This is a genomic window from Streptomyces cylindrosporus (genome assembly GCF_022698165.1).
Taxonomy (GTDB): Bacteria; Actinomycetota; Actinomycetes; order Streptomycetales; family Streptomycetaceae; genus Streptomyces; species Streptomyces cylindrosporus.
Genome location: NZ_JALDAY010000004.1, coordinates 71,389 through 89,972, shown reverse-complemented (window position 1 = coordinate 89,972; position 18,584 = coordinate 71,389). Strand labels below are relative to the sequence as shown.

The following is an 18,584-nucleotide window of genomic DNA, read 5'->3' as shown; positions in this document are numbered from 1 at the left end:
TGCACAAGCCTCCACAGGTCGTCAAAATGCTCATCCCAGGTGGCCGAGTCACAGGCTGTCGGGGTAGCTGGACGCCAGCACTCCTCCATCGTCTCCGTGCGGCAACGCGCGTGCGAGGTAGGGGTTCGCCGTCGACTTCGCCTTGAGGCCCAGGGTCGCGGTGGCTGCGGTCAGCGTCATGGCGTATCTCTCCACCGCCCGCCGGACGTTGGGGGCTTCCAGGCTGTCGCCGGTCACCATGCGGTCGAGATCGACATAGGCCGAGCGGACGGTCTCGATCCAGCGGTACACCCGCCAGTCCTGCTGCCAGCCCTTCGTGCAGTCCTCCGGCAGAAGGGTGGACCACCGGGTGAACAGGCGCCCGCGGATGTCCGGCAACGTCGGCGTCAGATGCATGTGGCGGACCAGATCGTAGAGCGGGTCGCCCACCATCGCCATCTCCCAGTCGATGAGGGTCAGGCCGCTGCCGTCCTCACGGCGCACCAAGTTCCATGGGTTGAGGTCTCCGTGCAGGAGAACGGGACGACGCGGAGTCAGCAGGTGCCGCTCGAGGATCTCGCCGAGCCGGACGGCGCTGGGCAGGCCGAGTTCACGGGCCACGTCGGACGTCTGCTTGGGAAGTTCGGCAACCATACGGATCAGCTCGTCGCGCAGGTGCACATAGAAGTCCGAGTACGAGAAGGACGGGTCGAGGTTCTCGTAGTTCACGTGCGTCAGCGCGCGGAGTTGGTCGACGAGGTCGTCCGCCTCGTACGGCAGCAGACCGTCGGCCGGATGGTCCGGGTGGCGGATCTGCCCATTGGGCCCCTCGTAGGAGTGGATGGTGAACTGGTCTCCGAGCTCACTGGTGCCTAGCGCGAGCACCTTTGGCGCGCGCACCTTCACGCCCGACGCCTCGATGGCCCTGAGCACCGCGTGCTCGTTGAGGAACCGCCGCTCCAGGGGACTTGCCGACCCCACCTTGCGCCGCACCATGACCGGCTCCGGATATCCCCTCACCGTCACGGCCGTACTCAGGTGCATAGTCCCCTTGAACACCCGGTCCGCCGAGGCCGCGCCTTCTTCGAACAGCGCCTCCTGTACCGCGGACGAGGGAAACTGAGGGTGCTCGGGGACCCGCTTGTCACGCGTCCACGAGATCGACGACACAGCCCGGTCCCGGCTGTGCCTCTTGCCGTGGGACACGTTCCAGCGGAAGAGGATGCGTTCGATCGCCTTCTCGTCCGGCACGCTCTTGAGCCGAAGGGGCTCCTCGGCGGCCAGCAGGGCTCGGTGCACCGTGCGAGTCGCCGCGTCCAGATCCCGCTGGTCATAGGAGTCGCCGAGCGAGGTCGCGGCACGCATCACGTCCGGATAGACGGACTGGGCGCGCTCGAAGGCGACGTAGTGCTTCAGGTCCCGGTCGAGACCATTGACCGCTTTGAGACGCCGCTCTCCCATGCGGTCGCGCCACGCCTCTATCACCTCCCACCACTGGTGGTCCGGATACTGCATCCGCACCAGGTGGGTGGCGAGGTCGTGCAGGGGGTCCCCGTAACTTGCGAGCTCCCAGTCGACGCAGATCAGCGGCGGATCGCCGTTGTACGAAACGATCACATTGTCACGGTGCAGATCCGTGTGGAGCAGATTGAACGGGCGGCTGATCATCGACGGCACGCGCTCGGCGAACCGCACCATGGCGTCTTCGGGGATACCCAGCATGGCGAAGAGGCCGCCGAAGCCCGGCCAGTTGCGCTGCCTGATCTGTTCCTCTGCCGCGTACGCGAGGGCACGCAGGAAGGCGCGGCTGTCACGGCTGGACCGGGGCCAGGACTGCGGTAGAGGTGGCAGATCCTTTCTGCCGACCTGCGTCATGTCGCCGAGCAGCCCGACCAGGGCGTAGATCAGATGTGAGTCCACCGGTTTGCCGTTCGGGCAGACGCTGGACAGCGGCACGCCCTGCACATAGCTCAGGATGGTCACATCCCGGCTCTGGACGAGGCATTGCGGGACATGCGGCAGAAACCGCCGGACAGCGCCGAGGATCTCCGCTTCGTCCTGCCAGGTTCTGATGACCACGGACAGCGCAGAGCGGATCCGCTCACGCACCGTGACCAGTTCCCCGTCCGCACAGCCGATGAGCTGCCGCTGCTCCTCCGTGAGTGGCCGAACCATGTAGTTGAGGTTGTGATGCCCCCGGCCGAACTCCCCCATGGCCCTGGCGTAGCGCACGAAGTCGTCGTACGCCCAAGGCCCGACGCCGGGCATAGGTGGACCACCCAAGGGGCACTCCTGAATAGTTTTGCACGTTCTCTAATTTCCATGCACGAAAATAGAGATGGGGCACAGCCTAGTGGCTCGACGGACGCCTTGAGTCCAACATCACGGAACAGAGCCGCACTTGAGCATGTAGTGACCGGACGTCAGTGTTGCCCTTTCGGAATTCCTTCGCGTCAACGGCGGATTTCAGGACGCCGCACCAAGGAGCTCCCACCACGAGTCGTACCAGGCCTGCCAGCTCTCCATGAACACAGATCCGGTGGCGTTCGGATCGCCCGGGTCGTTGACGTGCCTGGTGAGAGTCGAACCGAGACCCAGGACGTCCAGGGCGTCGATCTCCGTGTCATCCTCCAGCAGGATCGAGCGCTTGACCACTTGGTACGGGCCGAAGAGCGCCTCGACGTCCCGCAGCATGTAGAGCTTGAACGGCGGAGCCAGGGTTATCTGCCGAACCTCCACCTCGACGGACGGCACCAGCCCTTCCGTCTCCAGATCCCGCAGCGCGGCGCGCAGCGAAGACGTGTGCCGTCGCGTGATGTCGCGCAGCCGGCTCTGGAGTCGGCGATCGATCTCCGCCGTGTCGAACTGACTCCCGGCCGACTTGTGGGCCCTGGGATACGGCAGGTCGACCGAGTCGGCGGGCAGCAGTATCCGTAGCTGGATGTGCTCGGGACTGATTTCCCCCAGGCGAATCCGCTCAGCCTGGAGCCGGATGTGCGCGTCGAGACTCTCAGAGGTGAGCGTGAAGACATCGAGGCGAACCGCCGGCTGGGCGAAGGCGCGGGCGACGAAAGGCCCGAGCGCCGCCCGCAGTCGCGGCGCCGACGGCGGCTGGATCAGCGAATGTATCGGCGGCTCCACGACCCATGTGCCGCTGCCCTGGCGGGACTCGACCCACCCTTCGCTCTTCAGTTCGGCCAGCACCTTCTGCACCGTCTCACGGGACACGCCGAACTCGTTCGCGAGCGCCCGCTGCGTGGGCAGATGCGAGCCCACCGGGTACTTCCCGTCGGCGATCCGGGCGCGCAACGTCCCCAAGAGGAGTGACCCCCTGCCCACGCCGTCACCACGTTCCGCGCCCACACCGCGACGGTACCTCTCTTGCACCCGGAGCAAACCAATTCAAGTCAAGTTGGGCAGGCTGTTAGCTGATCTAGCAGTCAGGGCACAACCAATCCAAGGCAATCAGTCCAATTGGACCGGGAGTTGATCGGTCTTCGGAAGTGGACAGGGGTGGGAGCTATGCTGGTCATCCAATTGGTGAGTTCGCTGCTGACGCTGATGCTCAACCAGGCGCTGCAGACACGCTACGGAGCCTCGGCGGTGCTGGGGCTCCTCCTCATAGGCGTCGGGATCAGGGCACGCAGCGCGACATGCGCCGGCATCGGCGCCGCGTTCATCATGCTCGGCACGATGACTCAGTCCTGATCCCGCAACACCCGCAACACCGGCAACAGCGACCCGACGACATGCAGCGCGCCCGCGTCCCGCAGTTGCTTCGCCTTGTACTCGTTACGCGCGTAGCCCAGGAACGGGATTCCGGCCTCCTCCGCGGCCCGGTAGTCCGTGGGTGCGTCGCCGATCATCAGGGCAGCCGAGGGGGCCGCGCCCATCGCGTTCAGGGCCCGGTTGAGGGTGTGCGGGTTGGGCTTGAGGAGGTTCAGTTCGTTGGTGCGGCCGTAGACGTGGGGCGTGAAGCAGTCGGCCAGGCCTCGTTGGAAGAGGTAACCCGTCACCGTGCGAGGTGAGTTGTTGGTGGCAATGGCAAGTCGGCTTCCCACGGCGGACCACGTGCGTATCAGCGGATCCGCGTACGCCGTCGGCATCGCGGACGTGACCGCCTTGAGCTCCTGCTGGGTGAGTCTCTCCTCCAGCTCCGCCACCAGGTCGCTGTTCGGATGGCGCCTGTTCACGGCATAGAGGACCACCATGGGGTCGGGGTGGCTCCGCTCCTCCTCGGTGAGCAGCCCGCGCAGGCCTTGCCGGGCCAGCCAGTCGACGAGTTCCTTCGCCACCCTCTCCGCCGTGTGCCCGGCGAACAGTCGGCAGATCGGGCCGTCGAAGTCGAACAGTACGAAGCGGGCGTTGGTGATCAGTTCTCGCAGGTTTCCAGTCTCTGCTGTCACCGGATCAGTCTGCGGCGTATCACTCTGCCTCGTATCACTAGTCACTAGGAGAGTGTCAGGTCCGTCGTGATGGTTTCCCAGAGGGCGTCGAACCACTTCTGGGATTGCTCGACGAAGGCGCCGTCCCGTTGACCGGCCCGCTGTTCGAAGGAGAAGAGGAGCGACTTGCCGCCCAAGGTGTCGTACATCTCCAGCGTTTCGCTGTCCCACTCCTCTTCCCGTTCGGTGATCACGTAGTAGGCGATCAGTGCCTCTGTCCCGTTGAGCAAGTAGAGCTTGATGGGTGGTGTGAAGGGCAGCGCACGGAAAGAGACCCGGACGTCGATCCCATGCGTCGACCGCAACGCCTGGAGGTTGTGCTTGAGCACCTGCCCCTGCGCGTTGCGCTGGGCCAGCCAGCGCTGGTGGACCGGGTCGTCGTCGCTGCGGCCCTCGATCGGGACCGGGAAGGCGAGGGTGATCTCCCGGGACGGCAGGAGGATGCGTACGTCGATCGACTCCGGGCGTATCTCGCCCGCGTGGATACGGCGCAGCGGCTCGCCGAGCGCCAGCATCAGGGTCTCCGCGGTCAGGCAGGCCGCGTCCACGCGCACGTGCGGGGCCGAGAAGGCCTCCGCCAGGCGTGGGGCCAATGCCACCATCGTCGGCTGCGGTTCACCGGAGACCGGGGCCGGCTCCGCGATCCTCGGCGGGCTGCCCTTGCTCACGTTGGTCAGCAGGCCGTCCTCCTGGAGCGCGCGCAGGGCCTGGCGGACGGTGCCGCGCTCCACGCCGAACTCGTCGGCAAGTTCGGCCTGGGTGGGCAGGCGGTCCCCCGCCTTGAGGTCGCCGACGCGGATGCGTTCCCGCAGGATGTCGGCGATCTCCTGGGGCGAGAGCCTTCTGCTGCCGTTCACTGCCACGTTCTCCTGGGTCACGACCAAACGCTACAACTCGGATCCATCTACGGGGAGTTGTTTGTGACTTGTTTATAAGGTGGTACCAAGTGGGGATAACTTAGACGGAGTTGGTTACCAACTTAGCCCAGTTGGCGGAAGTTTTGCCTCCTCAATTCCAACTCGTCCCCACCGCCCCGCCCGCGAAGCACCGAAGGGGGAAACACCGTGCCCGTCCTCGCCCTCCTCTCCGCCGTCTTCGTCGTCGGCATCGAGCAGTCCATCCAGGTGAAGTACGGCGTCACCGGGATCATCGGGCTGCTGCTGCTCACCGTAGGCCTCAAGGCGAAGAACCCCACCATCAGCTCCATGGGAGCCGTCGTCCTCGCCCTGCTGGTCGCCGGACCCGCTCTATGAGCGTAAACGCCCAGGTCAGCAAGGCAGCAGTAACAGCAGTAACGCTGTGGGAGACGATCAGTCCGTGAGCACCAGCTCCGAACTGATCGTCTCCCACAGCGCGTTGAACCACAGATGCGACTGCTCCACGAACGTCGTGTCCCGCAGGTCGGCGCCCTGCTCGAAGGCGAAGAGCATGGACTGCGTGCCCTCCGCGTCGTACATCTGCAGCTGCTCGTCGTCGACCTCCTCCTCACGGCGGGAGAGCGTGTAGTACGCGAAGAGCGCCTCCGTGCCGTTGAGCAGGTACAGCTTCACGGGCGGGGTGAACGGCAGGGCGCGGAAGGTGACCCGGACATCGATGCCATGAGTGGCCCGCAGCGCCAGCAGGTTGTGCTTGAGCACCCGGCCCTGCGCGTTGCGGTTGGTCAGCCAGCGGCGCTGCAGCCGGCCGTCGTCCGCCGGGTCCACCGGCGTCGGGAACGCCAGGTCGATGTCGTCGCTCGGCAGCAGGATCCGGACGTCGACCTTGGCCGGTTTCAGCCGTCCGGCGTGGATCTGGCGCAACGGCACGCCCAGCGCGAGGTTGAGGGAGATCGAGGTCAGGCAGAGGGCGTCTATCTCGACGTGGGTGTCGGCGAAGGCGGCCTCTATGCGGGGGGCCAGTGCCACCATCGTCGGCAGCGGCGGGGCCCCGGGACCGGAAAGCGCCCTGCTCAGGTCCAGGTCGGGCGCGACGGTGGCGGGCGCACCCTTCGACACGTTGGTCAGCAGGTGCTCGGACTGCAGGATGCGCAGTGCCTGGCGTACGGCGCCGCGCTCGACGCCGAACTCGACGGCCAGCCTGGCCTGCGTGGGCATGCGCTGACCCGGTCGGAGCGCACCCGACCTGATACGCGCGCGCAGCTCGTCGGCCACCTCTTCATGTGACCGCTGTGGCCGCTGTGACCTCGTCCGTCCATTGACGGAGGCGTGTTTCGGGTCCACGACCAAACACTACAACTTCCCGCCATCTTTGGGCAGTTCCAGGGAAGGTGGTTATAAGACGCTTCCAAGCGGAGATAAGTAGAGTTGAGTTGGTCGCCAACTTGAGCAACATGGTCAAACTTGGAGGGATCGAAATGCCACCCGTCGCCCTCGTTCTCGCCCTCGTGATCGCCTGCGTCGTGTTCTCCATCGGACTCAAGGCCAAGAACGGCCTGATCAGCGGTGCGGGAGCACTCATTCTCGTCATGTTGCTCGCCCAGGCGGGCTGACACCGAGTCCGGCTGGCCGGGCTCCCTTCCGGAGGGGAGCCGGGAGCCCGGTCAGTCTGCACAGCCACAACTGAACACCGACAACCGAAGAGCTCCAACGGCACTGCCACAACTCAACAGCAACTCAACAGCACAGTCACAACTGCATAGCTAGCTACGGATGAGCGTCAACCGTCCCCGGGAGAAAGGGGCTTCAGAACATGTCCGGGCACCAAGGGCGCCTGGACGTACGCAGCAGGGCGTCGGCCTTTCGGCCGGCGCCCGCTTGTTCTTCCCGCACCAGCCCGAGCGCCGCCAGCCGTACGGCCGACTCGTCGCCCAGCCACAGCCGTGCCAAGTCCGCGATGTCCAGGGTGAGTTCGGCGGCCTCGCGCGTCGGCGTGCAGGACGCGCCCGCCGGCGACGCCTCCAGCCGGTAGCGGCCGCCCGTGAACCCGGCCCGGTCGGTGACCTCCAGGACGAGGTCGCCGGTCCCCTCGTACGAACGCGCCTGCAGAGCCCGTACGACATCCAGGATCCGCACCCACAGCCAGTCCGCCTGCGTGGTGATCCTGGCCGCCCTCGGGTCCGGCAGGAGGTGCGGGAGGAGGTCGTCGGGGGCGCGTGGGCCGGTCTTGACCTGGGTGACCCAGTCGATGGAGCAGAGGTAGCGCCACAGGGCGTGTTCCGCGGCCGGGGTGGTCGTGAACAGGTCCCGGACCGTCGCCGTGTCCAGCGGCTGCTTGGCGTCGCCCCAGGTGTCGTCCACCTCGTACACGGCGAGCCCCTCGACCGTGCCGTCCGCCGCGCGGTAGACGGCGTAGAACGGCTCGGTCCACTTCGGGTCGACGCGCAGCGCGCCGGTGTCGAGCTGCCAGCGCCAGTCGGTGCGGCTGACCGCGCCGGGGGTCGCGCGGCGGAACCGGTCGTGCAGTTCGGGGCCGAGCTTGCCGGCCTCGTCGGCGTCCACCAGGTCGATGCGGGCGCCGTCGTCCGGGCCGGACCAGCGGCGGTCGAGGCCGGCCCGCGGGACGTCGACCGTCCACTCGGCCGTGGTGGTGGCGTCGCCGAAGCCGTAGCGGCCGTAGATCGGGTACTCGGCCGCGTTCAGCGTGGCCACGACGTCGCCGCGCTCCTTCGCCGCCGCGAGGTCCTGGCCCATCATGCGGGTGAGCAGGCCGCGGCGGCGGTGGGTGGCGGTGACGGTGACCGCGGATACCGCGTTGGCGGGGACCAGGGTGCCGCCGGGAGCGGTGACCTCCTGCGCGAAGGAGCGGAAGGTCGCCACGCAGCGGGCTCCGTCGAAGGCGCCGAGGAAGCGGTTGTCCTCGAACTGGCCCTGTCGGGCGTCGAGTTCGGCCTGCGGGACGGCGGGTTCCCGCAGGAACCCGACCTTGACGGCACGCAGCCACTCGGGGAATTCGGCCTCGGTGATCGGACGGACGTCTGTGTCATCGGCGGCTCGGCTCATGGGATCACGGTAGGCGGCGGGCGGAGGGGTGTCGCGCGGATTTCCCCCGCCCCACCCTCACCTCACGTCAGCAGATCGTCCACCTGCGCCTCGCCCTCCCGGTACCTCCGTGCGATCTCCGCGCTGCAGTCGTCCGTCGTACGCTGCAGTCGCTGCCGTCTTCGGGAGACCTGCTGCTCGTAGCGGACCAGCCGCCCCATCGCGGTGTTGAGTTCCAGGTCGGTGCGGGCGGCCAGGTCGGAGAGTTCGACCTCGGCGAGCATGTCGGTGGCCAGCCGTCGGTACTCCTCGTTGTGCGGGGTGCCCAGCGTGACGTGCCGGGCCGAGGAGCGGTGCCGGGCCGGTGCGTCCGTGAGGATCTCCGGGAGCCGCTCCACGACGGACGCCGCCCCCGCGGGCGACCTGCGCGCCAGTTCCGCGCGCAGGATGTCGATACGGCCCTGGAGCAGCCGCCGCACATAGCTGAGGTCGGCCTCGTCGCGCTGGGCGTCCCGGCGCAGGGTGCGCAGTTCGGGCAGGCTCAGCAGGGTCAGGTCGGGCTCGGGCGGATCGGCGGGCAGCCAGGGGCCGCCACCGTCCGGACCCCCGGTGCGCTGCACGGGCGTACGCGTCAAAGAGACGGGCGGCTGCCCGGTACTCGGTGTGCTCATGTGCCTCTACCGTCCCCTCGACCGGCTTGTGGAAGCATCGTGCCACCCCAAGTGGCCGCTATGTGACCGAGTGCCCCCGATCGGCCCCAGATGGGGGGTTAAGGATCATTAAGAAGCCCCGTGCGGTCTCCCCCGGACGGCCCGGCATGATGGTCGTATGCGAGCAGTGGTGCAGAGGGTGGACGGCGCGAGCGTCGTCGTGGACGGCGAGACGGTCGGGGAGATCACCGGCGAGGGGCTGTGCGTCCTGGTCGGGGTCACCCACGAGGACACGAAGGAGAAGGCGGCCGGGCTCGCCCGGAAACTCTGGTCGATCCGCATGCTGCACGACGAGAAGTCGTGCAGCGACATCGACGCCCCGCTCCTCGTGATCAGCCAGTTCACCCTGTACGGCGACGCCCGCAAGGGCCGCCGCCCTACCTGGAACGCCGCCGCACCCGGCGACGTCGCCGAGCCCCTGGTCGAGGAGGTCGTGGCACAGCTCCGCGCGCTGGGCGCGACGGTGGCGACGGGCCGCTTCGGCGCCCGGATGCGGGTGTCCCTGACGAACGACGGCCCTTTCACCGTTCTGTTGGAGATGTGAGCAGCAGTTCCCGGCAGTCCCGTGCCACACCGGCCATGCCGAGTTCCTCGGCCGTCCCGAGCGCGGTGCGCACCAGGTCATGGGCGCCGGCCCGCAGCGCGGGCGCGTTTGTCCGCAGCCGGGCGCGGGCCTCGTCGAGGCGCAGGCGGGCCATCTGCGGGGGCGAGTGCTGCGCCAGCCGTACCGCGCGGCGCAGATGCCCGAGCGCGGTCTCCGGCTCCCCCGCGACCAGCGCGAGCAGCCCGCTGAAGCGCGCGGCCGGTCCCAGCAGGACGGTGGGCCAGCAGGCCAGCACGAGTTCGCCGGGGTGCGCGTCGAGCAGGGCGCGCAACGGCGGGACGTACGGCAGGAGTTCGGTCCGGCGTACGCCCCGCAGCGCGAGCTCGGCGCACGCCTGGGCCAGTACGGCGGCGGTGGGCAGGGCCCAGCCGCTCGGCGGGAAGCCGGTGAAGCCGTCGGTGTCGGCGGCGAAGGCCAGCACCTGGTCCGCGGCCTGGTCGTGCCGGCCGGTCTCGCACAGGGCGAGGGCGACGCCGGCCCGCCACACCGGGAAGTAGTCCCGGCGCCGTACGCCGGACATCAGCGGGGAGGCGAACAGCTCAGCCATCCGGCCCTGTTCGTACCTGAGCCAGTAGGCCTGGCCCAGGCAGGTCTGGCTGAGCGTGTCGGCGGGCACCGACTGCTCACTCTCCATGCGGTCGGCGAGCGCCCGGGACTCGCCGTAGATCCACTCCTCGGCGGCGGCGAAGTCCCCGCGCCACAGGTTCATCAGGGCGTCCAGCGTGTGCTGCTGCCAGTGGGCCAGGGTGCTGTGCCGGTGGGCGGCGTGTTCGCCGTGGCGCCGGACGGTCGCGTCCGCGGCGGGCACCCGGCCCACCCGTAACTGGTCGATGGCGAGGGCGACCAGGGCCTCACCCATGAAGTAGCTGGAGCGGGAGCGAGTGGCGACGTCGCGGAGTTCGGCCGACAGCGCGAGCAGTTCGGCGGCCGGGGCGAAGTCGTACAGGGCCCACCGGCATTCGGTCAGCACCTCGCAGTGGGTGTCGGCGCCGACGCCGGGCAGCCGTTCGCGCAGTTCCCGCAGCACCCCGCGGGCCCGGTGCACGCTGGTGCCGGGCTCCGCTCCGGGGACCGCGGTGTCGTCACCGACGCCCATGGTCAGCTTCTTGGCGCGGTGCGCGGTCAGGCGCAGCCGCAGCTCCACCGCGGGCGGGTCGTCGCGGCCCCCCAGGGTCTTGAGGCTCTCGTCGATCATGGCGATGAGGTCCCGGTCGACCTGGCCCGGGTCCGACCAGCGGCGCGCGCAGCGGACGACGGCGTGGGCACGGGCGAGGTCGTCGCCCTCGGCGGCCTGGTACGCCGCCATGTAGAGCCGGCCGGCCTCGTACATGTCGCCGAGCAGATGGCGGGTGTCGCCGCGCCGGATCAGCTGGGCGAACTCGGTACGGTGGCCGGTGCCGGCCGGCGGGCCCGGGTCGGGCCTGGCCGGACCCCGGCGCCGCTCGGGGCGGGCGGGCGGCTCGGGCCGGGCGGGCAGGAGGGCGATCAGCTCGCCCTCGGCGTGCAGGGCCGTGTCGCATTCCCGGGCCAGCGCGGGGCCTGGTGCGCGGGTGCCGTTCTCCACCCGGCTGAGATAGCTCTTGCTGTAGTTGACGAGCCGTGCCAGGTCGCCCAGCGACAGTCCGGCGGCCCTTCTGCGGATCCGCAGGGCTTCGGCGAACTCCTCTTCCGGCGTCATTGCCGCCCTCCCCCGGGCACCTCGCCAACCCACAGCTCGAACACTTGCTCCCCGTGTCCGACCGGTTGCCGCCCGTTGCCAAATTATGGGTTGTCAACGGCATATCGCGCCCTGTGTTTCCCGGCCGGACTCACCCTGGTTGCCAGGGAGCGCCCCGCACGGGGGGCGGGGCGCTCCCGGCACCGGCACACACGGGGAGAGCCAGGGCAGGCATGAGCACGCACATCACCGATCCGGACGGCGACCAGGACGGACGCTCCGGGGGCCACGGGGGAACTCCGTCCGGCGGGCCGGGCGTCCCGCGCGGCATCGTGCTGGCGGGTCTGATCACCGCGCTGGGCGGACTGACCGGACTGGCCACGCTGATCACGGCTCTCACCGGCCACGGCCGGGCCGGCGACGAGGGCCACGCCACCGCACCGCCGTCGGTCTCCGCCACGGCGAAGGCGGCGGCACCGCGGACCGGCTCCGTCCGGATCACCTATCCGCAGGAAGCGGCCGCGGTCCTCAACCACCAGAAGTTCTACGGGGTGGCGGTGATCCCGCCGCACCACACCCTCTGGCTGATCGGCCAGAAGCAGGCCGAGACCTCGCTGTACCTGCTGCAGCGGGCGAGCGTCGACCAGGACACCGGCAAGTCCGGCGAGGCCGCATGGCACGCCTGTCCGCAGATCGGGGACTTCCCGGCACAGCGCGGGACCCGGTTCCGGATCACCGTGGCGCTCGTCCCGGACTCCGTCTCCGACTACCTCCTGGGCGCCACGACCTACACCGGCGTCCAGCTGGTCCCGGCGAAGATCGGCGCCGACGTGGCGGGTTTCGTCAGCCCGCGGTTCCCGCCGGGCACCGACACGGCCCACGCTGCCGCGGTGTGGGTGACGCTCACCGGCGGCGGCGAGAACTGCTCGAACAGCTGACCGTCCCTACGGCTCGACGACCGGTTCCTGCGCCGCCGCCGTGTCCCCGGCCGTCAGCCGGGCGTCCACCGGCACGTTCCGCTTGACCAGCGCCAGCGCCACCGGCCCCAGCTCGTGATGCCGTACCGACGTCGTGACGAATCCGATCTTCCGCCCCTCGGGCCCCTCGTCCGCGAGCCGGATCTCCGCGCCGGCGGGCGGCAGGTGCACCTCGCTGCCGTCCAGGTGCAGGAAGACGAGCCGGCGCGGAGGCTTGCCCAGGTTCTGGACGCGGGCGACGGTCTCCTGACCGCGGTAGCAGCCCTTCTGCAGATGCACCGCGCTGCCGATCCAGCCCAGCTCGTGCGGGATGGTGCGGTGGTCGGTCTCGAAGCCGAGGCGGGGGCGGTGCTGCTCCACCCGCAGCGCCTCGTACGCCAGGATCCCGGCCGCCGGGCCCGCCTTCTCGGCGTACGCCTCCAGGTCCGCGCGCGGCAGGAAGAGATCACGGCCGTACGACGTCTCCCGTACGACGACACCCTCCGGCACCTCGGCGATCGAACCGGCCGGCAGGTGCACGACCGCGAACTCGGCGGTGCGGTCGGCGACTTCGACCCGGTAGAAGAACTTCATCGACTCCAGGTACGCGATCAGCTCGGCCTGGGTGCCGGGTTCGACGTGGGCCCAGACCGTCTCGCCGTCGTCCACGAGGTAGAGCGCGTGCTCGATGTGGCCGTGCGCGGAGAGGATCAGGGCTTCGGTGGCCTGCCCGGCCGGGAGGTCGCTGACGTGCTGGGTGAGCAGCAGGTGCAGCCAGCTGAGCCGGTCGTCACCGGTGACCGTCACGACCCCCCGATGGGACAGGTCGACGAAACCGGTGCCGTCGGCGAGCGCACGCTGTTCGCGGAACAGGTCGCCGTAGTGGGCGGCTACGCCTTCGTCCACGCCCTCGGCGGGGACGGCGCCGGGCAGGGACAGCAGAGGGCTCTTCATAATCCCCAAGCCTACGACTCGGTAGTTGAACTCTTGAGCTTGCCGGAGCAGTCCTGGCAGCGACCGAAGATCGCGAAGTGCTTCATGTCGGTCTCGAAGCCGAACTCGCGGCGCAGCTTGGCCGTGAAGTCGGCGGCCACCGACACGTCGGCCTCGATCACGTTCTGGCAGTCGCGGCAGACCAGGTGGATGTGGTGGTGGCGGTCGGCGAGGTGGTACGTCGGCGCCCCGTGCCCCAGGTGCGCATGGCTGACCAGCCCGAGCTCCTCCAGGAGCTCCAGGGTCCGGTACACCGTGGAGATGTTGACCCCCGACGCCGTCTTCTTCACTTCCGTGAGGATGTCGTCGGGGGTCGCGTGCTCAAGGGTGTCGACGGCTTCGAGCACAAGTTGCCGCTGCGGGGTCAGCCGGTAGCCGCGCTGCCGCAGATCACTCTTCCAGTCGGTGCTCACCACACCGACGAGTCTAGGCCTACTTGAAAAACGCGATGCCGTCGTCGGGCATGTCGTCGGGGAGGGCCTTCGCCCAGCGTTCGACGTCCTCCGGGGTGACGACCTTCTTCAGGTGGGCCGACATGTAGGGGCGCAGCTCGACCTCGGGGGTCTGCTTCTCGCCGACCCACATGAGGTCGCTGTTGACGTAGCCGTAGAGGCGCTTGCCGCCGGTGTAGGGGCCCGAGGCGGCCGTGCGGGCCACCGCGTCCGTGACCAGGTCGATCTGCGGCTTCTTGTCGGCCAGCTCGCCGTACCAGACCTCGACGACACCGTCGTTGCGGACCATCGTCACCTCGACCTTGCGGTCGGCGTCGACGCGCCAGAAGCCGGACTCGGTCTCCAGGGGCCGGACCTTGTTCCCGTCGTTGTCCAGCACCCAGGTGTGGGAGTGGTACTCCAGGAAGTCACGGCCGTCGTGGGTGAAGCTGACCTCCTGGCCGAAGTTGCACTTCTCGGCGCCGGGGAAGTCGTGCACGCCCGCGCCGGCCCAGTTGCCGAGCAGGAAGACGAGCGGGACGAGGTCCTTGTGGAGGTCGGACGGGATCTCGATCATGAGGGGCGATTCCTAGACGGGGGTCAGCGCTGGCCCTGGTACAGCTTCTTCACGGTCAGCCCGGCGAAGGCGAGCACGCCGACGCAGACCAGGACCAGCAGGGTTTCGAAGAAGATCTCCACGGGGTGCTCCTTGTCGAGCGGAGGTGCTGTACGTACACAGGGCCGGGCCCCAGCTTACGCGGCCGGGACCGGGCCCTCCGTGTGAGGTGCTTCCGTGCGAGGTCTCCCCTGCCGGGCTCAGCTCAGCAGCTGGCTCTGCAGGATCACCGTCTGCTGGAAGGGGACCGCCTTCGCGGCGCCCTTCCGGGACTGGACGACCATGGCGAGGACGTCACCGGCCGACAGATAGGCTTGCCGGACCTGCTCACTGCCGTACGGCTTCGACTCCGCGTACACCGAGTACGGGATCTTCTCGACCCGGGCCGCGGAGGGGAAGTCCTGGTCGGCCGCGAAGTCACCGGCGCCGCGCAGGGAGTATCCCGGGCTGCTGTACGGGGCGACGTCGCCGGAGAAGAGCTCGTCGACGACGGCCGCCGTGTCGAACTGCAGCAGGTAGACGCGCGTACGGGTGCCGTCCGCCGTCGTCCAGCCGCGGGCCGCGATGTGCCGCAGGCCGTTGTCCTTGAGGTTCTGCCGCAGCGCGTCGACGCGCTCCTTGCCGGTGAACTGCGCGAGGAAGTCCTTCGTCGGCAGCCACCCGTCGCTGCCGCGCAGCGCCTTGTCCTCACTCGCCCCCTTGGGCGCGGGCAGCACCAGGGCACGCAGATCGGCGTAGTGGGAACCGGCCTTGTTCTCCTCGGCGAACGGCCCCGGGCTGCCGGAGGGCAGCGGCGGCTTGGTGAGCGTGGGGTAGTCCCACCGCCCGTCCGACTCCGTCTGGAGACCGGGTACGTCCGTCCGCTCCATCCCCGTGATCCCGTACGCCGTCCCCGCCCCGACCGCCGCGAACACGACGACGGCAGCGGTCCACCGCAACACGGCTCGCAACACCCGCCGGTCATTCTTCGGAGGAGCAGGGGGTACGAGGGGCGGGACATCCGGCGATACGAGGGACAGGGCATCCGCCGCCACGACGGGAACCGCGCCCGGCACCACGGCAGGAGCCGCGTCCGGCACCGGCGGGACCTCGGTCCGCTCCGGGGTCACCGGAGGCTGAGGCGTCTCGGTCTGCTCCAGGACGACCGGCCGGGACTCCTCGACCTGCTCCGGCACCACGTCCGGCTGAGGCGTCTCGGTCTGCTCCGGCCCTCCGGCCTGCTGCTGCTCGGTCATACCGCCTCCCCCGGCTCGGCGATGCGGTCGAGCTGTTGCTTCACCAGCGCCGCCACGCTCTTCGTCTGCATCGGCTTGACGCTGCTCGCGGTGACCGTGACCAGGACGTCGCCCACATGGGCCGAGCAGTACATCTCGTCGAGCTTCTCCTTCTTGTCGGCCGGCGCCAGGAAGCAGCCGGCGTCCTTGTGACCCTTGATCTTCGGGCCGGCACGGAAAATGCCCAGCACGTCGAGGAACTCGTTCTGGGCCTCCGAGATGTTGCGGACGGCCGCCCTGTTGTCCATCCGCGTCAGCTCGATGCTGACGATCGAGGCCGTGTCGGTGTAGATCGGCGAGCTCTGGTCGGTGCTGACGTAGCTGCGCATCGCCACACCCTCCAGCCGCTGCTTGTCGATCTGCTTCTCCAGCTGCTTGCGCTGCGTGCGCGGCAGCCCGCTCAGCGACTCCTTGCGCAGCGCCGTGGCCTCGGCGCCGCTGAGCTCGGCGTCGGACCCGTACTGCGCGATGTCCGGCCCCCGGCTCCAGCCGTCCTCGCCGAACGGCACGAGCATCCCCGACAGCCCCTTCGCGGAGGCCGCCTTCGCCTTCTCGGCGTCCTCCTTGGGGAGGTGCCACACCGGCGCCCCGGCGTCCCGGTCGGCGCCGTTCACGGTCACGACGGTGTATCCGACGCCCACGACGAGGGCCACGGCGAACAGCGCGGAACCGGCGACGGCGACGATCCGGCCCCGCCGGACGGGCTTCTCGGCGGGTGCTTCCGGCGCGCCGGCGGACGCGACGAGCTCGACCGGCCCGACCTCGCCGACCGGCTGGTTCTGGTTCTCGCTCACAGCCGCTCCATCTGCCGCTTTGCCAGGTCCATGATCTTCTTCTGCGGGACCGGCTTGCTGTCCCAGACGAAGATCTCCAGGGCGATGTCACCGCGCCAGGCAGCCGCCTCCGCGTTGTACTGCGGCAGATAGCCCGCCTTGGTCTCGGGCCGGGAGTCGACGTACACCATGCCCTTCCCGGTGCCCGGGATCGGCCAGCTGCGGGCGCCGTTCTCGGACTGCCGCCAGTACTGCTGGTCGTCGACGGTGTCGGAGGCCTCCAGGCGCTCCTGCTGCCGGTACTGGACCAGCCGGATCTCCACGCCGTACGTGCTGCCCACCGTCCAGCCGGTGACGGCCGCCCGGCGGAACTCCTCGGAGACGAGGTCGCCGAAGACCGACTGCGGGTGGTCGTAGGTCTCGGCGTAGGCGGCCAGGTCCATCCAGCCGTCGTCGCCCATCAGATAGTCGGCGTCCTTCGCACCGGCAGGCTTCTTCAGCAGCAGCTTGCGCAGGTCCCCGTCGGTCTTGACCCGGCGGTCCTGGGCCGCGGACAGGGGCTCGGGCCCGTCGCCCCCGGCCTGTGCGAGCACCGGCTGGGACAGCGAGGGCAGCTTCGTCGGCTCGCGGTCGGCCTGGACGAGATAGCCGGTGCAGGTACCGGCGACCACGCCGAGCACGGCGGCACCGGCGATCAGCAGAGCGGTACGGCCACGGCGCCGGGCCGTACCAACCGGCACAACCGGCACAACCGGTGCTTCAGCTCCTTCTTCGGGTACTTCCAAGACGTCCCCCCACAAACGTGAAGCGCGCATTCCGTATGCGCGCACAGGAGACCCATGGCCAACGCACGAAGTTGTAAGGGAGTTGATTACGATTCGGCCATGGCGAAGAAGCTGGTGATCAAGGTGACGGCGGGGGCCGACGCCCCCGAGCGCTGCTCGCAGGCGTTCACGGTCGCGGCGGTGGCCGTGGCGAGCGGCGTGGACGTCTCCCTCTGGCTGACCGGCGAGTCGGCGTGGTTCGCGCTGCCGGGCCGGGCGGCCGAGTTCGAGCTGCCGCACGCGGCGCCGCTGCCCGACCTGATCGACTCGGTCCTCGCCGCCGGCCGCCTCACCCTGTGCACGCAGTGCGCCGCCCGCCGGGACATCACGGAGAAGGACGTCATCGAGGGCGTACGGATCGCCGGCGCGCAGGTCTTCGTACAGGAGGCCCTCGCCGAGGACACCCAGGCGCTTGTCTACTAGGCCGTCGACCGGGTCAGGCCGTCGACAAGGTCGTGATCAGGTGCTCGACGAGCGCCAGGAGCAGGTCGCGGCCGACTTCTTTGCTTCTCATGTCGCCCATCACCAGGGGGACTTCGGGACCGAGGGTGAGGGCGTCGCGGACCTCCTGCTCGCCCCGGTCGACCTGGCCGTGGAAGCAGTTGACCCCGATGACGAAGGGGATGCCGCGGCTCTCGAAGAAGTCGATGGACGCGAAGCTGCTCTCCAGCCGCCGGGTGTCGGCCAGGACGACCGCGCCGAGGGCGCCGTGGACCAGGTCGTTCCACATGAACCAGAAGCGTTCCTGGCCCGGGGTGCCGAAGAGGTAGACGACCAGCTGGGGGTTGACGGTGATGCGGCCGAAGTCCATGGCCACGGTGGTGGTCGTCTTCTCCTCCACCCCGCCCACGTCGTCGACGCCTTCGCTCGCGACGGTCAGGTACTCCTCCGTGTGCAGCGGTGTCACCTCGCTGACCGCTCCGACCAGGGTCGTCTTGCCCACGCCGAAGCCGCCTGCCACAAGGATCTTGACGGCCGCGGGTGGTGTGCTCACGTGCACCCCGCCGGCGGCCGGCTCAGAGTCTGCGAAGACCATCTCTCACCGCTCGTAGAAGGTTCATGTCCGATTCGTTGCCCGCCGCCATGGCGATCGGCGGCCGGGTGGTGACCTGGCCGCGGGCGACCAGGTCGTCGATGAGGATCTTCGTCACCGACACCGGGAGGTTCAGCCCGGCGGAGATCTCCGCCACCGCCGCCGAGCCGCGGCACTGTCTGAGGATCACGTGGTGCTCGGGCTGCAGACCGCGCAGGGCGGACCGGCCCGGTGGCGGGTCCACGGTCTTGACGATGGTGATCAGGGTGAGGTCGTCGCGGGCCGGTGCCGTCCGCCCCTGGGTGAGGGTGTAGGGCCGGACGGACAGTTCCTCCGGGTCACCCGCGTCCGCCTCCAGGTCGTCCATCCAGT

At 69.2% G+C, this 18,584-nt stretch carries 22 protein-coding genes; 6 read left to right on the top strand and 16 right to left on the bottom strand.

The genetic code is table 11. From position 1 onward, the window contains the following. Positions 1–48: 48 nt before the first annotated feature. Both MQP27_RS13175 and MQP27_RS13170 read right to left on the bottom strand, forming a co-directional pair. Positions 49–2,247, bottom strand: a complete 2,199-nt coding sequence (locus MQP27_RS13175; protein WP_372511201.1) for a phosphotransferase — start codon at positions 2,245–2,247, stop codon at positions 49–51. Between the two features lie 198 nt (positions 2,248–2,445). Continuing rightward, positions 2,446–3,342, bottom strand: coding sequence for a GntR family transcriptional regulator (locus MQP27_RS13170; RefSeq protein WP_242765240.1), 897 nt, complete (start codon positions 3,340–3,342; stop codon positions 2,446–2,448). Positions 3,343–3,501: 159 nt separating this feature from the next. Between MQP27_RS13170 and MQP27_RS13165 the strand changes: the two genes are divergently transcribed. Continuing rightward, positions 3,502–3,687, top strand: coding sequence for a hypothetical protein (locus MQP27_RS13165; protein ID WP_242765239.1), 186 nt, complete (start codon positions 3,502–3,504; stop codon positions 3,685–3,687). Here MQP27_RS13165 and MQP27_RS13160 read toward each other — a convergent pair. Both MQP27_RS13160 and MQP27_RS13155 read right to left on the bottom strand, forming a co-directional pair. After that, positions 3,678–4,385: an HAD family hydrolase gene (locus MQP27_RS13160; RefSeq protein ID WP_242765238.1), complete on the bottom strand. Its 708-nt coding sequence runs from the start codon at positions 4,383–4,385 to the stop codon at positions 3,678–3,680. The two genes, MQP27_RS13165 and MQP27_RS13160, sit on opposite strands and share 10 nt — an antisense overlap. 44 nt (positions 4,386–4,429) lie before the next feature. Continuing rightward, complete coding sequence (locus tag MQP27_RS13155) at positions 4,430–5,308, bottom strand: GntR family transcriptional regulator (protein WP_242765237.1); 879 nt, start codon at positions 5,306–5,308, stop codon at positions 4,430–4,432. A gap of 180 nt (positions 5,309–5,488) precedes the next feature. On the opposite strand from MQP27_RS13155, the gene MQP27_RS13150 reads away from it, so the two are divergent. Continuing rightward, complete coding sequence (locus tag MQP27_RS13150) at positions 5,489–5,677, top strand: hypothetical protein (RefSeq protein WP_242765236.1); 189 nt, start codon at positions 5,489–5,491, stop codon at positions 5,675–5,677. Positions 5,678–5,734: 57 nt separating this feature from the next. Here MQP27_RS13150 and MQP27_RS13145 read toward each other — a convergent pair whose 3' ends face one another. After that, positions 5,735–6,649, bottom strand: a complete 915-nt coding sequence (locus MQP27_RS13145; protein WP_242765235.1) for a winged helix-turn-helix domain-containing protein — start codon at positions 6,647–6,649, stop codon at positions 5,735–5,737. Positions 6,650–6,777: 128 nt separating this feature from the next. Here MQP27_RS13145 and MQP27_RS50925 point away from each other — a divergent pair, with 128 nt between their 5' ends. After that, positions 6,778–6,912 (top strand): hypothetical protein, encoded by a 135-nt coding sequence (locus MQP27_RS50925; RefSeq protein WP_278196049.1) that lies wholly within the window; start codon positions 6,778–6,780, stop codon positions 6,910–6,912. Between the two features lie 193 nt (positions 6,913–7,105). Here MQP27_RS50925 and MQP27_RS13140 read toward each other — a convergent pair whose 3' ends face one another. Together MQP27_RS13140 and MQP27_RS13135 are read right to left on the bottom strand one after the other, a co-directional pair. Further along, a complete protein-coding gene (locus MQP27_RS13140) occupies positions 7,106–8,362 on the bottom strand; it encodes a GNAT family N-acetyltransferase (RefSeq protein ID WP_242765234.1) in 1,257 nt (418 codons plus the stop codon). A gap of 62 nt (positions 8,363–8,424) precedes the next feature. Continuing rightward, positions 8,425–9,012 carry an RsiG family protein gene (locus MQP27_RS13135; protein WP_242765233.1) on the bottom strand — a complete coding sequence of 196 codons (588 nt, stop codon included), beginning with the start codon at positions 9,010–9,012 and terminating at the stop codon, positions 8,425–8,427. A gap of 157 nt (positions 9,013–9,169) precedes the next feature. Here MQP27_RS13135 and dtd point away from each other — a divergent pair, with 157 nt between their 5' ends. Continuing rightward, positions 9,170–9,595: a D-aminoacyl-tRNA deacylase gene (gene dtd, locus MQP27_RS13130; protein ID WP_242765232.1), complete on the top strand. Its 426-nt coding sequence runs from the start codon at positions 9,170–9,172 to the stop codon at positions 9,593–9,595. On the opposite strand, the gene MQP27_RS13125 is transcribed toward dtd, so the two are convergent. After that, the gene (locus MQP27_RS13125; RefSeq protein ID WP_242765231.1) at positions 9,573–11,333 is read right to left on the bottom strand and encodes a helix-turn-helix domain-containing protein; all 1,761 of its coding nucleotides are present in this window, start codon (positions 11,331–11,333) and stop codon (positions 9,573–9,575) included. The two genes, dtd and MQP27_RS13125, sit on opposite strands and share 23 nt — an antisense overlap. Positions 11,334–11,545: 212 nt before the next feature. On the opposite strand from MQP27_RS13125, the gene MQP27_RS13120 reads away from it, so the two are divergent. Then, positions 11,546–12,250 carry a hypothetical protein gene (locus tag MQP27_RS13120; protein WP_242765230.1) on the top strand — a complete coding sequence of 235 codons (705 nt, stop codon included), beginning with the start codon at positions 11,546–11,548 and terminating at the stop codon, positions 12,248–12,250. A gap of 6 nt (positions 12,251–12,256) precedes the next feature. On the opposite strand, the gene ygfZ is transcribed toward MQP27_RS13120, so the two are convergent. The 6 genes from ygfZ to MQP27_RS13090 all read right to left on the bottom strand — a co-directional run bounded on the left by ygfZ (position 12,257) and on the right by MQP27_RS13090 (position 17,104). After that, positions 12,257–13,222, bottom strand: a complete 966-nt coding sequence (gene ygfZ / locus MQP27_RS13115; RefSeq protein ID WP_242765229.1) for a CAF17-like 4Fe-4S cluster assembly/insertion protein YgfZ — start codon at positions 13,220–13,222, stop codon at positions 12,257–12,259. 11 nt (positions 13,223–13,233) lie between these two features. Beyond that, the gene (locus MQP27_RS13110; RefSeq protein WP_242765228.1) at positions 13,234–13,677 is read right to left on the bottom strand and encodes a Fur family transcriptional regulator; all 444 of its coding nucleotides are present in this window, start codon (positions 13,675–13,677) and stop codon (positions 13,234–13,236) included. Positions 13,678–13,693: 16 nt separating this feature from the next. Next, entirely contained in the window at positions 13,694–14,269 is a 576-nt protein-coding gene (locus tag MQP27_RS13105) for a heme-binding beta-barrel domain-containing protein (protein WP_242765227.1), read from the bottom strand. Between the two features lie 239 nt (positions 14,270–14,508). After that, the gene (locus MQP27_RS13100; RefSeq protein ID WP_308289928.1) at positions 14,509–15,543 is read right to left on the bottom strand and encodes a hypothetical protein; all 1,035 of its coding nucleotides are present in this window, start codon (positions 15,541–15,543) and stop codon (positions 14,509–14,511) included. Beyond that, entirely contained in the window at positions 15,540–16,376 is an 837-nt protein-coding gene (locus MQP27_RS13095; protein WP_242765226.1) for a hypothetical protein, read from the bottom strand. The genes MQP27_RS13100 and MQP27_RS13095 overlap by 4 nt, the downstream gene beginning before the upstream one ends. Beyond that, positions 16,373–17,104, bottom strand: a complete 732-nt coding sequence (locus tag MQP27_RS13090) for a hypothetical protein (RefSeq protein WP_242765225.1) — start codon at positions 17,102–17,104, stop codon at positions 16,373–16,375. Before MQP27_RS13090 ends, MQP27_RS13095 begins: the two co-directional genes overlap by 4 nt. 135 nt (positions 17,105–17,239) lie before the next feature. On the opposite strand from MQP27_RS13090, the gene MQP27_RS13085 reads away from it, so the two are divergent. Continuing rightward, complete coding sequence (locus MQP27_RS13085; protein ID WP_242765224.1) at positions 17,240–17,602, top strand: DsrE family protein; 363 nt, start codon at positions 17,240–17,242, stop codon at positions 17,600–17,602. A 13-nt stretch (positions 17,603–17,615) separates the two neighbouring features. Here the strand turns inward: MQP27_RS13085 and MQP27_RS13080 are convergent, their stop codons facing one another. Next, on the bottom strand, positions 17,616–18,215 hold the full coding sequence (locus MQP27_RS13080; RefSeq protein ID WP_242765223.1) for a GTP-binding protein: 600 nt from the start codon (positions 18,213–18,215) through the stop codon (positions 17,616–17,618). Next, positions 18,196–18,579 (bottom strand): DUF742 domain-containing protein, encoded by a 384-nt coding sequence (locus MQP27_RS13075; protein WP_242765874.1) that lies wholly within the window; start codon positions 18,577–18,579, stop codon positions 18,196–18,198. Before MQP27_RS13075 ends, MQP27_RS13080 begins: the two co-directional genes overlap by 20 nt. Positions 18,580–18,584: the final 5 nt, after the last annotated feature.

Excerpts from the sequence above, each read along its gene's own strand:
- MQP27_RS13175 (WP_372511201.1), bottom strand. The coding sequence starts at position 2,247 with ATGCCCGGCGTCGGGCCTTGGGCGTACGACGACTTCGTGCGCTACGCC.
- MQP27_RS13165 (WP_242765239.1), top strand. The coding sequence starts at position 3,502 with ATGCTGGTCATCCAATTGGTGAGTTCGCTGCTGACGCTGATGCTCAAC.
- MQP27_RS50925 (WP_278196049.1), top strand. The coding sequence starts at position 6,778 with ATGCCACCCGTCGCCCTCGTTCTCGCCCTCGTGATCGCCTGCGTCGTG.
- MQP27_RS13140 (WP_242765234.1), bottom strand. The coding sequence starts at position 8,362 with ATGAGCCGAGCCGCCGATGACACAGACGTCCGTCCGATCACCGAGGCC.
- MQP27_RS13135 (WP_242765233.1), bottom strand. The coding sequence starts at position 9,012 with ATGAGCACACCGAGTACCGGGCAGCCGCCCGTCTCTTTGACGCGTACG.
- dtd (WP_242765232.1), top strand. The coding sequence starts at position 9,170 with ATGCGAGCAGTGGTGCAGAGGGTGGACGGCGCGAGCGTCGTCGTGGAC.
- MQP27_RS13125 (WP_242765231.1), bottom strand. The coding sequence starts at position 11,333 with ATGACGCCGGAAGAGGAGTTCGCCGAAGCCCTGCGGATCCGCAGAAGG.
- MQP27_RS13120 (WP_242765230.1), top strand. The coding sequence starts at position 11,546 with ATGAGCACGCACATCACCGATCCGGACGGCGACCAGGACGGACGCTCC.
- ygfZ (WP_242765229.1), bottom strand. The coding sequence starts at position 13,222 with ATGAAGAGCCCTCTGCTGTCCCTGCCCGGCGCCGTCCCCGCCGAGGGC.
- MQP27_RS13105 (WP_242765227.1), bottom strand. The coding sequence starts at position 14,269 with ATGATCGAGATCCCGTCCGACCTCCACAAGGACCTCGTCCCGCTCGTC.
- MQP27_RS13100 (WP_308289928.1), bottom strand. The coding sequence starts at position 15,543 with ATGACCGAGCAGCAGCAGGCCGGAGGGCCGGAGCAGACCGAGACGCCT.
- MQP27_RS13085 (WP_242765224.1), top strand. The coding sequence starts at position 17,240 with ATGGCGAAGAAGCTGGTGATCAAGGTGACGGCGGGGGCCGACGCCCCC.
- MQP27_RS13080 (WP_242765223.1), bottom strand. The coding sequence starts at position 18,215 with ATGGTCTTCGCAGACTCTGAGCCGGCCGCCGGCGGGGTGCACGTGAGC.
- MQP27_RS13075 (WP_242765874.1), bottom strand. The coding sequence starts at position 18,579 with ATGGACGACCTGGAGGCGGACGCGGGTGACCCGGAGGAACTGTCCGTC.